10 protein-coding genes are annotated in these 12,336 nt (G+C 70.3%); 4 read left to right on the forward strand and 6 right to left on the reverse strand.

Going from position 1 to position 12,336, the window contains the following annotated elements; genetic code table 11:
* Window positions 1-15 precede the first annotated feature (15 nt).
* The gene (gene hisC, locus H0H10_RS31035; protein WP_188184467.1) at window positions 16-1,095 is read right to left on the reverse strand and encodes a histidinol-phosphate transaminase; all 1,080 of its coding nucleotides are present in this window, start codon (window positions 1,093-1,095) and stop codon (window positions 16-18) included.
* 401 nt (window positions 1,096-1,496) lie between these two features.
* Between hisC and H0H10_RS31040 the strand changes: the two genes are divergently transcribed.
* From H0H10_RS31040 to H0H10_RS31050, 3 genes are all read left to right on the forward strand, one after another.
* The gene (locus tag H0H10_RS31040) at window positions 1,497-2,609 is read left to right on the forward strand and encodes a LacI family DNA-binding transcriptional regulator (protein WP_188184468.1); all 1,113 of its coding nucleotides are present in this window, start codon (window positions 1,497-1,499) and stop codon (window positions 2,607-2,609) included.
* Between the two features lie 386 nt (window positions 2,610-2,995).
* Window positions 2,996-4,105, forward strand: a complete 1,110-nt coding sequence (locus tag H0H10_RS31045; RefSeq protein WP_262506322.1) for a metallophosphoesterase — start codon at window positions 2,996-2,998, stop codon at window positions 4,103-4,105.
* A 182-nt stretch (window positions 4,106-4,287) separates the two neighbouring features.
* Window positions 4,288-5,151: a hypothetical protein gene (locus tag H0H10_RS31050; protein ID WP_188184470.1), complete on the forward strand. Its 864-nt coding sequence runs from the start codon at window positions 4,288-4,290 to the stop codon at window positions 5,149-5,151.
* 96 nt (window positions 5,152-5,247) lie between these two features.
* On the opposite strand, the gene H0H10_RS31055 is transcribed toward H0H10_RS31050, so the two are convergent.
* Entirely contained in the window at window positions 5,248-6,672 is a 1,425-nt protein-coding gene (locus tag H0H10_RS31055) for a VWA domain-containing protein (protein WP_188184471.1), read from the reverse strand.
* A 75-nt stretch (window positions 6,673-6,747) separates the two neighbouring features.
* Entirely contained in the window at window positions 6,748-8,544 is a 1,797-nt protein-coding gene (gene thiC, locus H0H10_RS31060; RefSeq protein WP_223180677.1) for a phosphomethylpyrimidine synthase ThiC, read from the reverse strand.
* A gap of 253 nt (window positions 8,545-8,797) precedes the next feature.
* Here thiC and H0H10_RS31065 point away from each other — a divergent pair, with 253 nt between their 5' ends.
* Complete coding sequence (locus H0H10_RS31065; RefSeq protein WP_188184472.1) at window positions 8,798-10,351, forward strand: YibE/F family protein; 1,554 nt, start codon at window positions 8,798-8,800, stop codon at window positions 10,349-10,351.
* Between the two features lie 158 nt (window positions 10,352-10,509).
* Here H0H10_RS31065 and H0H10_RS31070 read toward each other — a convergent pair whose 3' ends face one another.
* The 3 genes from H0H10_RS31070 to H0H10_RS31080 all read right to left on the reverse strand — a co-directional run bounded on the left by H0H10_RS31070 (window position 10,510) and on the right by H0H10_RS31080 (window position 12,302).
* Window positions 10,510-10,947, reverse strand: coding sequence for an SsgA family sporulation/cell division regulator (locus H0H10_RS31070; protein WP_188184473.1), 438 nt, complete (start codon window positions 10,945-10,947; stop codon window positions 10,510-10,512).
* Between the two features lie 99 nt (window positions 10,948-11,046).
* The gene (locus H0H10_RS31075; RefSeq protein ID WP_309141935.1) at window positions 11,047-11,772 is read right to left on the reverse strand and encodes an IclR family transcriptional regulator; all 726 of its coding nucleotides are present in this window, start codon (window positions 11,770-11,772) and stop codon (window positions 11,047-11,049) included.
* Between the two features lie 317 nt (window positions 11,773-12,089).
* Window positions 12,090-12,302 (reverse strand): DUF5326 family protein, encoded by a 213-nt coding sequence (locus tag H0H10_RS31080; RefSeq protein WP_188184475.1) that lies wholly within the window; start codon window positions 12,300-12,302, stop codon window positions 12,090-12,092.
* Window positions 12,303-12,336 lie beyond the last annotated feature (34 nt).

A 12,336-nucleotide genomic window follows, 5' to 3' on the forward strand; every position in this document is an offset into this window, starting at 1 on the left:
GGTAGGCCCCGCGGCCTACCGCTCCCTGCGGAACGCCTCCGCCGCCTTCAGGAAGATGTCGTTCGCCTCGCTCTCCCCGACCGTGACCCGCACACCCTCGCCCGGGAACGGCCGGACGACCACGCCGGCCTGCTCGCACGCGTCCGCGAAGGCGACCGTGCGCTCCCCCAGCCGCAACCACACGAAGTTGGCCTGGGTCTCCGGCACCGTCCAGCCCTGGGCGCGCAGCGCGTCGACCACGCGCGTGCGCTCGCACACCAGTGAGCCGACCCGGCCCAGCAACTCGTCCTCGGCCCGGAGCGAGGCGATGGCCGCCTCCTGCGCGAGCTGGCTCACCCCGAAGGGCACCGCGGTCTTGCGCAGTGCCGCCGCCACCGGCTCGTGGGCGATCGCGAAGCCGACGCGCAGGCCGGCGAGGCCGTACGCCTTGGAGAAGGTCCGCAGGACACAGACATTGGGCCGCCGGCGGTAGAGCTCGACACCGTCCGGCACCTCGGGGTCGCGGATGAACTCGCGGTACGCCTCGTCGAGGACCACGAGCACATCGCCGGGCACCCGGTCGAGGAACCGCTCCAGCTCGGCGCGCCGCACCACCGTGCCCGTCGGGTTGTTGGGGTTGCAGACGAAGATCAGCCGGGTCCGGTCGGTGATCGCCTCCGCCATCGCGTCCAGGTCGTGCACATCGCCCGGGGTCAGCGGCACCCGTACCGACGTCGCGCCGCTGATCTGCGTGATGATCGGGTACGCCTCGAAGGAGCGCCAGGCGTAGATCACCTCGTCACCCGGGCCGGAGGTCGCCTGGATCAGCTGCTGGGCCACACCGACCGACCCGGTACCGGTGGACAGGTGGGAGAGCGGGACGCCGAACCGTTCCGACAGCTCGTTCATCAGGGCCGTACAGGCCATGTCCGGGTAGCGGTTGAACGACGAGGCCGCGGCCGTCACCGTCTCCATCACGCCCGGGAGGGGCGGATAGGGGTTCTCGTTGGAGGACAGCTTGTAGGCCACCGGACCGTCGGCGGCGGCGGGCTTGCCCGGCTTGTAGGTGGGAATACCCTCCAGCTCGGCGCGCAGCTTGGGGCTCGTCTCGCTCACCGCAGTCCTCCTCGTGACCACCACCGGCATCGAATACTCCTCACCTTATGAGGATTCGGCGCCGCTGCGTATAGGTGGGGAACGACCTCATCCGTCACACCGGCATCAGGGGCATCAGTACACGAAGGCGCACGATTCGGGGGGCGCGCCGCACATATATCTACGCGCCGGTAGCTCACGCCGTGGCGCGCATCCCCCGTGAAGGTGAGTTGAGACCTCTTCGCAACATCGGCGACTCGACAGGCCCCCGTACGCCGACAGGCCACGTACTGGGGTGCGGACCCTCAATTGACTTGCTTTCAAAGGCCATTGATCATAAATGATCATGCAGAAACGTGCCTGTCAACGCGTGCATATGCGTCCGCCCTACCCCGCCGCATGAGCCCTACTATCGGCTCGCCATGACAGCAGCAGGGAAGCACCAGGTGAGCCGCGCGGAAACCTCACGTCGAGGCAGCCGGCCGGGTCGGGCGGGCATCAGGGACGTCGCCGCCGCCGCCGGAGTCTCCATCACAACCGTCTCCGATGCCCTCAACGGCAAGGGCCGGCTCCCGGATGCCACCCGGCGCCATGTCCGCGAGGTCGCCGACCGGCTGGGGTACCGCCCCTCGGCCGCCGCCCGTACGCTCCGCACCGGCAAGTCGGGACTCATCGGCCTGACCGTGACGACGTACGGGGATGAACCTTTCACCTTCACCGAATTCGCGTACTTCGCGGAGATGGCGCGCGCCGCCACCTCGGCCGCGCTGGCCCGCGGCTACGCCCTCGTCATCCTCCCGGCGACCTCCCGTCACGACGTGTGGTCCAACGTCGCCCTCGACGGCACGGTCGTCATCGACCCCTCCGACCACGATCCGGTCGTCAGCGAGCTGGTACGCCAGGGCTTACCGGTCGTCTCCGACGGCCGCCCGGCCGGTTCGCTCCCCGTCACCGCCTGGGTCGACAACGACCACGAGGCCGCCGTACTCGGCATCCTCGACCACCTGGCAGCCGCCGGCGCCCGCCGTATCGGCCTGCTCACCGGCACCACGACCGACACCTACACCCACCTGTCGACCACCGCGTACCTGCGCTGGTGCGAGCGCGTCGGCCAGGACCCGGTGTACGAGGCCTACCCGGCGCACGATCCGTGCGCGGGCGCCGTCGCCGCCGACCGGCTGCTCGCCCGCCCCGACCGCCCCGACGCCGTCTACGGCCTCTTCGACCCCAACGGCACCGATCTGCTCGCCGCCGCCCGCCGCTACGGGCTGCGCGTCCCGGAGGACCTGCTGCTGGTCTGCTGCAGCGAGTCCAACGTGTACGCCAGCACCGACCCGGCCATCACCACGCTCTCCCTGAAACCGCGCCGGATCGGCACGGCGGTGGTCCAGCTCCTCATCGACGCCATCGAGGGGGTCGAGTCGGACCAGCCGGTGCAGCAGGTGATACCGACCGAGCTGATCGTGCGGACGTCGTCGCAGCGCCGCCCGCCCCGCACGACCGTCAGCCCGCCGCGGTCACCCGAGCGCGAATAGGGCACCGGGCCCGCGTAAGGCACAGGGCCCGCTAGGGCCCAGCCCCCACGTAGGGCACAGGCCCCGCGAAAGCCCGGCTCCGGGCGCGATCCGTACCCGGAGCCCCGACGGCATCGCGGGTTCGGCACGAGGCGGAAGGCGGACGCGCGCGACGTGGCCGCACGGCCGTCACCGGAGCGATCGCGCCACGGTGACACCATGGTCACGTGGTGGTCGCGGACGGTCGAACCCCGGCCCAATCGGGGCGAAAGCCGCGGTGAACCGGAGTCCTGCTCTGATTCACCACCCCTGGGTCATCACACAGCGCGATCCGCATTCCTATGATGGGCCCACGACACCGCGGGCCGCTGCGACCAGGCAGTCCGAAGCGGTGCAGATGCGGCGCAATGGTGGAGGGGTCGATGACTCAGGGGGCCGGTCAGGGACCCGAGACGGAGCGGACGGCGACGTTGCGCGACTTCCGGGTACCCGCGTACGTCCACGAGGCCCGTCCGTACGCCCCCGGAACGCCCCCGGCCGCCCCCGCCCCGCACGCGGAGGAGCCGTACGACGACGCGTATCCGGAGGGGTACACACCCACCCAGCGCGACCTGCCCGTCATCAACCGGGGCGACACGGTCCAGGTGACCGTCGAGCCCCTGCCGGCGCCCGATCCCGCCCCCCAGCCCGCCACGGGCCCGGGCCCGCTCTACGTCGTCGGTGACGTGCACGGCTACCTCGACGAGCTGACGGCGGCCCTGCAGGAGAAGGGCCTCATCGACGCCTCCGGCCAGTGGTGTGCCGGCACCACCCGGCTGTGGTTCCTCGGCGACTTCACCGACCGCGGACCGGACGGCATCGGCGTCATCGACCTGGTCATGCGGCTGTCCGCCGAAGCCGCCGCGGCCGGCGGCTACTGCAAGGCCCTCATGGGCAACCACGAGCTGCTGCTGATCGGCGCCAAGCGGTTCGGCGACACGCCCGTCAACTCGGGCGCCGGCACCGCCACCTTCCAGGCGGCCTGGCTGCTGAACGGCGGGCAGAAGACCGACATGGACCGCCTGCAGGACCACCACCTGCAGTGGATGGCCCGTCTCGACGCCCTCGAAGAGGTCGACGGACACCTCCTCGTCCACTCCGACACCACCGCCTACCTCGACTACGGACGCTCCATCGAGGAGGTCAACGACACGGTCCGCGAAACGCTCACGCGCAACGACGCGGACGAGGTGTGGGACCTGTTCCGCAAGTTCACCAAGCGCTTCTCCTTCCGCGACGAGGGCGGCGCCGACGCCGTGCGCTCACTGCTGGATACGTACGGCGGAACCCGAATCGTTCACGGCCACAGCCCCATCCCCTACCTGCTGGGCGAGGTCGGCTCCGAGGACGGCGAGGACGACACCCGTACCGCGGTCGACGGACCCCACGTCTACGCGGACGGACTGGCCATCGCGATGGACGGCGGCGTGACCATGGCCGGAAAGCTGCTGGTCCAGCAACTTCCGCTCGACGACTGACCGTTCACCGAAAGAGCAGTTCACCGACGGCGTCCGTACAGGCCGGCACCCAATTTCTGGAAACCCCCTGTCACCGTACGCCGTCACCGCTCTACCATCGGCTTATCCGTAGCAGGCTCCCCTCCGTTTCTGCCCGACGGCTCGTTGGCATGCGAGCCCCAAGCCCTACGGAGCATCGGGGGATGCACATGAACAGCGTTCCGCAGCACCTGTCGAGCGAGGACCGCCAGGACTACGAGCGGATCCTCGATGAGGCGCTGCGCTCCGCACCACACCGTCCGGAACTGGCCGCTGCCGGCCGGCGGCTCAACTCGGAACAACTGCGCACCATGGCGCTCAACGCCTCCGCCCTCATCACGGCGGCGGCGGCCACCGAGTACCAGCACTACGTGAAGGTCCGCGAGGAGATGCGCCGGCCGGCCGGCCCGTCGCCCTCGGTCCGCACCTCCGGCTCCACCGAGTCGGACGCGAACGGGGCGGGTCTCGCCGCCACCGTGGGAGAGGTCGCCGAGACCGGCGCGGGTGCCGTCGCCGTCGTCGCCGTCCTCGCACCCGTCCTGGCGGGCACCGCCGCGGCGATCTTCCTGCTCGTCGGCTACGTCCTGAAGATGCTGGACCCCGACCAGACGTTCGCCCAGACCATGCTCACCACGGGGTGGGTGTTCGGCGCCGTGACCGCGGTCGCGATCCTCGTGGCCGCGGTGGGGCTGCTGCTCACCGCGCTGCGCAACGGCCCCTCGGCCAAGGCCCGGCCCCACGGCGAACTCGACGGGGAGGTGGCGCGGGCCAGGGAAGCCTGGCACGAAGCCCTGCTCGAGCGCGGCATCATGCCGTTCCTGCGCGAGGCGCTCGCCGACCCCGGCACGGCGACCGCCCTGCACCGCACGGCACCGGCCGCGCCGACCAGCCGCATCCCGCACCTCGGATACGACCGGCCCGGATTCACCAGCCCCGACGACGGTCCCGCCGCGGGCCCGCGTCCGAGCTACTCGAGCCCCGACTACACCAGCCCGGACTTCGGCGGCCCGGAGCACCGCCCGGAGTAGCCACCGGCCTGCGCTCCCCTCTCGGGAGGCCCTTCCTCCGGGGAGCGCACGCCGGTGTGCCCTTGTCCCTGTCCTGCGCCCCTGTCCGCGGGCCGCTCAGAGAATGCCCGCCCCGCGGGCGGCGGTGATCCAGGACGGGAACTCCGAGAGCAGACGGTCGTACAGCTCCGCGTCGGGGACCGTGCTGATGTCGTCCACCGCGAAGAACCCGACGTTGTCGACGCGGCGTCCGGGCAGGGTGTCGAAGCGCTCCAGCACGCCGTAGTTGGACCGGCCCAGCCCCACGAACTGCCAGAAGACCGGCTCCTCCACCGCCTCCCGCAGCTCCCGCTCGATCTCCGCATTGCGGTAGACGCCTCCGTCGGAGAAGAACAGCACCAAGGTCGGAACGGGCGCGGGATGGTCCCGGACGAAGGCGCGGACCTCGGCGATCACCTTCTGCTCCTCGTTCTGGATGCCGACCTCCCGCATGTCCACCTGGTCGGGGTGCAGTCCCTTCTTCCTGCTGCGGCGGAAAAGGCCCACCTCCCCCACGCGCACATGCAGTCGCAGCCATTCGGGCAGCTCGCCCAGGCGCAGGTCGGGCAGGCGCGCCGGGTTCGAGGCGAAGGTCCACGCCTGCATCTCACCGTCGTCGTCCAGCTGCGCGGCGACGGCGGCCATCCGCTCCACGACATCGGTCACCACGCCCTTGGAGTACAGGAAGGACATGGACCCGGAGGCGTCGAGGACCAGCACGACGCGCGCGGTGACACCGGACGCCCCGTGCTTGGACAGGCTGACCGCCACCTGCTCCTTGCGCAGCGACAGCCGCTTGCGCATGTCCACCGGCAGCCGTTCCTCGCCCTTGGTGAGGCGCGGGCCGGGCGGCGCGGCGGGCGGGCTCGCCGGGGGAGGCGTGGGCTGAGCCGGCGGTGCGGGCGGTACGGGCGGCGTCGGGGCCGTCGGCGCGGTGGTGGCGGGGACGGGGACGGGCGGGGGAGCGTCGTCGACGGTGATGCCGAAGTCGGTGGCCAGCCCCGCGAGCCCGGACGCGTAACCCTGCCCGACCGCGCGGAACTTCCACCTCCCCTGGCGCAGGTACAGCTCGCCGCCGATCAACGCGGTCTCTGTCTCCGCCGCCATGTCGAACCGGGCCAGCTCGGTCCGGGTCCCGGCGTCCAGCAGCCGCAACGACAACCCGGATACCTGGCCGAACGTCCCGCCGTCGGCCGACGCGCACAGGACGATGCGTTCGACACCCGGCTCCAGCGAGCCGAGGTCCACCTCGACGGCGTCGGTGGTGACACCGGCCGCGGAGTCGCTCCGCTTCCCCGCATGCCGCACGGCACCGGACGCGTGGCGGGGCTGGTTGTAGAAGACGAAGTCGCCGTCGTCCCGCACGCGGCCGGACGCGCCGACCAGCAGGGCCGAGGCGACGACCTCGGGCACACCGGGCGCGGTGGACCAGGCGAGTTCGACACGTACCGCGGGTGAGTCGACGGCGACGTTCGCGCCCTTGCTCAGGGATCGGGCTGTCATGGGGCCAGTCTGCCGAGAACAGCCCCCGGTGCGGGAGGGGGCAGCGCACGGCGGTCAGCCCCCTCCCGCATCCCGTCAGTCGGCGATCGGCAGGTAGACGCGGTTGCCGGCGGCCGCGAACTCCTTCGACTTCTGCGCCATCCCCTCCTCGATCTCGGCCTTGGTGCCGCCGTGCTCACGGCGAATGTCCTGCGAGATCTTCATCGAGCAGAACTTCGGCCCGCACATGGAGCAGAAGTGGGCCGTCTTGGCGGGCTCGGCCGGCAGCGTCTCGTCGTGGAACTCCCGTGCCGTGTCCGGGTCGAGGGCCAGGTTGAACTGGTCCTCCCACCGGAACTCGAAGCGGGCGTCCGACAGGGCGTCGTCCCACTCCTGCGCACCTGGGTGCCCCTTGGCGAGGTCGGCGGCATGGGCGGCGATCTTGTAGGTGATGACGCCGGTCTTGACGTCGTCACGGTTGGGCAGGCCCAGGTGCTCCTTGGGGGTGACGTAGCAGAGCATGGCCGTACCCCACCAGGCGATCATCGCGGCGCCGATGCCGGAGGTGATGTGGTCGTACGCCGGCGCGACGTCCGTCGTCAGGGGGCCGAGCGTATAGAACGGAGCCTCATCGCAGATCTCCTGCTGAAGGTCGATGTTCTCCTTGATCTTGTGCATCGGGACGTGGCCCGGGCCCTCGATCATGGTCTGAACGTTGTAACGCTTCGCGATCCGGTTGAGTTCCCCGAGCGTCCTCAACTCCGCGAACTGCGCCTCGTCGTTGGCGTCCGCGATCGACCCCGGCCGGAGGCCGTCGCCGAGGGAGTAGGTGACGTCGTAGGCGGCGAGGATCTCGCAGAGCTCCTCGAAGTTCTCGTACAGGAACGACTCCTTGTGGTGCGCCAGGCACCACGCCGCCATGATCGAGCCGCCGCGCGAGACGATGCCGGTCTTGCGGTTCGCGGTCAGCGGTACGTACGCCAGGCGGACGCCCGCGTGCACCGTCATGTAGTCGACGCCCTGCTCGGCCTGCTCGATGACCGTGTCCTTGTAGATCTCCCAGGTCAGCTCCTCGGCCCTGCCGTCGACCTTCTCCAGCGCCTGGTAGAGCGGCACGGTGCCGATCGGCACGGGGGAGTTGCGCAGCACCCACTCGCGGGTGGTGTGGATGTTGCGGCCGGTGGACAGGTCCATGACCGTGTCGGCGCCCCAGCGGGTCGCCCAGGTCATCTTCTCGACCTCCTCCTCGATGGAGGAGGTGACCGCGGAGTTGCCGATGTTGGCGTTGACCTTCACCAGGAACCGCTTGCCGATGATCATCGGCTCGATCTCCGGGTGGTTGACGTTGGCGGGCAGCACGGCCCGGCCCGCCGCGATCTCCTCGCGGACCACCTCGGGAGAGACGTTCTCGCGGATGGCCACGAACTCCATCTCCGGTGTGATCTCGCCCCGGCGCGCATACGCGAGCTGCGTGACCGCCTGGCCGTCACGGCCCCGGCGCGGCTGGCGCGGCCGTCCGGGGAAGACCGCGTCGAGGTTGCGCAGGCCACCGCGCGGAGAGGTGTGCTTGATCCCGTCGTCCTCGGGACGGACGGGGCGGCCCGCGTACTCCTCGGTGTCGCCGCGGGCGACGATCCAGTTCTCCCGCAGGGGCGACAGTCCCCGGCGGACATCGGTGTCGACGAGTGGATCGGTGTACGGGCCCGAGGTGTCGTAGAGCGTGACCGACTGCCCGTTGGTGAGGTGCACTTGACGGACCGGCACCCGCAGGTCGGGGCGTGAACCCTCGACGTACGCCTTGTGCCAGCCGATGGACTTCCCAACCTCCGCGTCCGTCGACGTCTCCGTCGTGTTCTGCGTGGAGGCAGGCGTGCGTGCGTCCTTGATGGTCATGAGACCTACTCCCTACGCCGGCATTACCCGGTAACAGGTTCGGCGGTCGACGCAGCGGTTTCCGTCTGCCGACGCTTCGTGGGAAACATCACTCGGCTTCGGTGATGTTTCCCGTGAAACATCGCTGGGACGGAGGTCAGCGCCCTCTCAGCCCGGTGCTCCGAGCTCCCGCGTGTACAAAGGTGCCTCCACGCTAGCGTCAATTCGGGCGCGGTGAACAGAGGGCCCCCCTCGTTCTTGCGATGATCGGTCGGTGACCATGACGCAGCATCCCCCCTACCCGCCGCACGAGCCCCACCACGGCCCGGGCGCCGAAGACGGCAACGGCCGCGGCGACGGCTCCGCTGCCGGCGGCGCGCACGGCGCGGGTGGGGGCCACGGCACCGGTGGCGGCAGGAGCTGGGGTGGTGGCCATGGCTCAGGCGGTGGCCCGGAACAGGGTGGCGGCCCAGGGGCGGGAGGCGGCCCGGGGGCGGGCGGCGGCTCAGGGCCGGGTGGCGGACACGGGCACTCCCACGGGCACAGCCACGGGCCCGCTGCGCCCGTCTCCCGGCATCTGCGGAAGGTCATCGCGGCAGTCCTCATCCCGTTCGCCACCGCGGTGCTGGTCGGCCTCGCGGTGCTCTGGCCGGGCGGCGCGCCGCCGCACGAGCGCACCGGTGTCGGCTTCGACCGGCAGACACAGCAGGCCACGGTCACCAAGGTGGTCGAGCTGAGCTGTGCGTCCGTCAACGCCTCGGGCAGCACCCCGACCGGCGACACCTCCACCGCGGAGGGGTCCTCGGCGGTGCAGCAGGCCAACGGCACCTGCAAGCGGGCCACGATCCGGGTCGACACCGGCAAGGACAAGGGCCGTACGTTCACCGAGATCGTGCAGCCGGACCAGTCACGCCAGCTGCACGAGGGCCAGGAGGTCGTGGTCGCCTACGAGCCCTCCGCGCCCAAGGACCTCCAGTACTCGGTGACCGACATCAACCGCCGGGTCCCCATGGCCCTGCTGGCCGGGATCTTCGCGCTGGCCGTCGTGGTCGTCGGGCGGCTGCGGGGCGTCATGGCACTGGTCTCGCTCGCCATCAGCTTCCTGGTGCTGAACTTCTTCATCCTGCCCGCGATCCTCCAGGGCTCGAATCCGCTGCTCGTGGCGGTGATCGGGTCGAGCGCCATCATGCTGATCGCGCTGTATCTGTGTCATGGGCTGTCGGCCCGTACCTCGGTGGCGGTGCTCGGCACCCTGATCTCGCTGCTGCTGATCGGTGTCCTGGGCTCGCTGTTCATCGGCTGGGCGGCGCTCACCGGCAACACGGACGACAACACCGGGCTGATCCACGGCCTGTACCCGTCGATCGACATGAGCGGCCTGTTGCTGGCCGGCGTCATCATCGGTTCGCTGGGTGTCCTCGACGACGTGACCGTCACTCAGACGTCGGCGGTCTGGGAACTGCACGAGGCCAATCCGACGATGGGCCGGCGCGGGCTGTACCGCGCGGGCATCCGCATCGGCCGGGACCACATCGCCTCCGTCGTCAACACGCTGGTCCTCGCCTACGCGGGCGCCGCCCTGCCGTTGCTGCTGCTGTTCTCGATCGCCCAGAGCAGCGTGGGGACGGTCGCCAACAGCGAGTTGGTCGCCGAGGAGATCGTGCGCACGCTGGTCGGCTCCATCGGACTCGTCGCGTCGGTTCCGGTCACCACCGCACTCGCCGCCCTGGTCGTCTCCGCCGACCGGCCGGCAGGCCAGACGGCGACGTCCGCCGCGGGACCGGCGTCGCCCGTACGCGGTGGGCGGGGCCGCCGGCGCAAGCGCTGAGGCGGGCGCTGTCGCACCCGGCCTCCGCTCGGCCCGGCCCGGTGGCACGGCGCACACCGGCCACCGATTCCCGGGACGACTCCTGAAGAACCGTTCCTGCTGAGCCGGCGGCACCGGCGAAGCGTTACGCCACCGCCGCACGGCCGCGCCGTAACGGTTCAGCCCGTGCTCTGCTCCTCCGCCAGGATGCGGTCCAGGGCGTCGTCGAGGTGCGCGTCGAAGTCGGCGAGCGCGCCTTCCTGGCCCAGCGGCACCAGCTTGTCGGTGCGGTCGAGAAAGGCCACGAGCGGTGCGGCCGAGGAACGGAACAGCGCCTGGTCACTGCCGACCTGAAGGCGGATCAGCACCTCGGCCAGCGGCTCCGGATCCACGGGCGAGATGCGCACATCGCCGTCGCCGCACGGCCGGCCCACCCCGTCGACCAGCAGTTCCCGGCCGAAGGCCCAGGTCACCGGAGCGTCCCCGGGGAGATGGAACGTGAGCCGCACGGCGTAGGGATCACAGGTCTCGTAACGCAGCTCCACCGGGATCCGGAAAGAGAGCTCCTCGGACACGAGAAAGCTCATCATGACCTCCGCCTGTACGGACTCGCCCATCGCCTACCCCGTCATTCGCCGTCGACTGGCCGGGAATCAAACCTCTTACACTGGTGGCATCTTGCTGAACGTACACACCAGATCACAAGGAGTGAGTTTTCAGATACTGATAGAGATCGCCAGCGATCCCAGGAGACGTCCCATCTCGTTCTGCAACCGCTGCACCGCGGGCAGCAGTCGTTCGGCCTGATTCGAGGGCAGGGAGATGGCCATGGTCGCGGCCACGGTGCCGATCGTGATCGGAATCGCCGCGCAGACCGTCCCCAGCGCGTATTCCTGGCGCTCGGTCACCGGGGCCATCCGCCGCACGCGTTCCAGGCGTTTCAAAAGACTGTGGCCGTCGCGCACCGTGTACGGCGTGACGGCCTGCACGGGATAGCGGTCGAGGTGGTCGCGTCGGGCCTCCTCGTCCAGCTGCGACAGCAGACACTGCCCGATGGCGTGCGCGTGCCCGGTCTCGCGGAAGTCGGCCCACTCCTCAACCGCCGGGATGTCCGGGCTGTCGGAGACGCACATGATGTCGATCTCGCCGTCGCGGTAGAGGGCGTAGTACACGGGGACGCCGATCGCGTCCCGGCAGCGCGCGAGCGCGTCGACGACCGCGCCGCGACGTTTCTGCTCGGCACCGCTGCCGGCCAGCCGCTCAGCCGCCTCACCGAGGAAGAACAGGCCCTTCTCGCGGCGCAGGTAGTTCTCGTGCACGAGCGTGCGCAGCAGGTGGTATGCCGTCGGCAGCGCCAGTCCCGTCTCACGGGCCAGCTGTTTGGCGGGCGCCCCGTAGGCGTGCTCGGCGACGCACTCCAGCAGGCGCATCGCCCGCTGCACGGACCCGATGAGCGTTCCGGTCGGCGGCTTCGCGGGCGGCGGATCCACAGCGGGAGGTTTCGAGTGGGGCTGCACGGGGAGCGGGTGCAGCTGGGCGGGTGCGGTGTCAGCCGAGGCCAAAGGGTCACTCCCGAAGCGCGAGGGGGCTGCCCCGTGCGGAGCACACGGGTGGGGGTGTACGCCCTTGCGGGGGTGGTCCCCGCGTGGAATTCCGGACTCTAACCGCCGGTCACCGCTCGCAGGCAGCGCCTCCGGGAAACTTCCCTCGCGCGAGGGAACCGGTGATTCCTGTTACCACCACCGGTGTCCCACGGCTCTCACCAGTCGCTGCGCGAGGACGAACTCGACATGAACTTGCGCACGACGTAGATCAGTCCGCCGACCAGCGCCACGAATACCAGCACCTTGAAGAGGAGCGCGATCACGAAGCCGACCACGCTCGCGATCAGACCGCCGAACACGACCAGGGCGATGACCGGCACCGCGATCCACTTCACCCACCACGGCAGTTCCGTGAAGATCTCTCGCATCGCCCTCGTCCTTACCTCTCCACCCGTCCGGTTG

This window comes from Streptomyces griseicoloratus (genome assembly GCF_014534645.1).
GTDB lineage: Bacteria > Actinomycetota > Actinomycetes > Streptomycetales > Streptomycetaceae > Streptomyces > Streptomyces griseicoloratus.

Excerpts from the sequence above, each read along its gene's own strand:
- H0H10_RS31040 (WP_188184468.1), top strand. The coding sequence starts at position 1,497 with ATGACAGCAGCAGGGAAGCACCAGGTGAGCCGCGCGGAAACCTCACGT.
- H0H10_RS31045 (WP_262506322.1), top strand. The coding sequence starts at position 2,996 with ATGGTGGAGGGGTCGATGACTCAGGGGGCCGGTCAGGGACCCGAGACG.
- H0H10_RS31050 (WP_188184470.1), top strand. The coding sequence starts at position 4,288 with ATGCACATGAACAGCGTTCCGCAGCACCTGTCGAGCGAGGACCGCCAG.
- H0H10_RS31055 (WP_188184471.1), bottom strand. The coding sequence starts at position 6,672 with ATGACAGCCCGATCCCTGAGCAAGGGCGCGAACGTCGCCGTCGACTCA.
- thiC (WP_223180677.1), bottom strand. The coding sequence starts at position 8,544 with ATGACCATCAAGGACGCACGCACGCCTGCCTCCACGCAGAACACGACG.
- H0H10_RS31070 (WP_188184473.1), bottom strand. The coding sequence starts at position 10,947 with ATGGGCGAGTCCGTACAGGCGGAGGTCATGATGAGCTTTCTCGTGTCC.
- H0H10_RS31080 (WP_188184475.1), bottom strand. The coding sequence starts at position 12,302 with ATGCGAGAGATCTTCACGGAACTGCCGTGGTGGGTGAAGTGGATCGCG.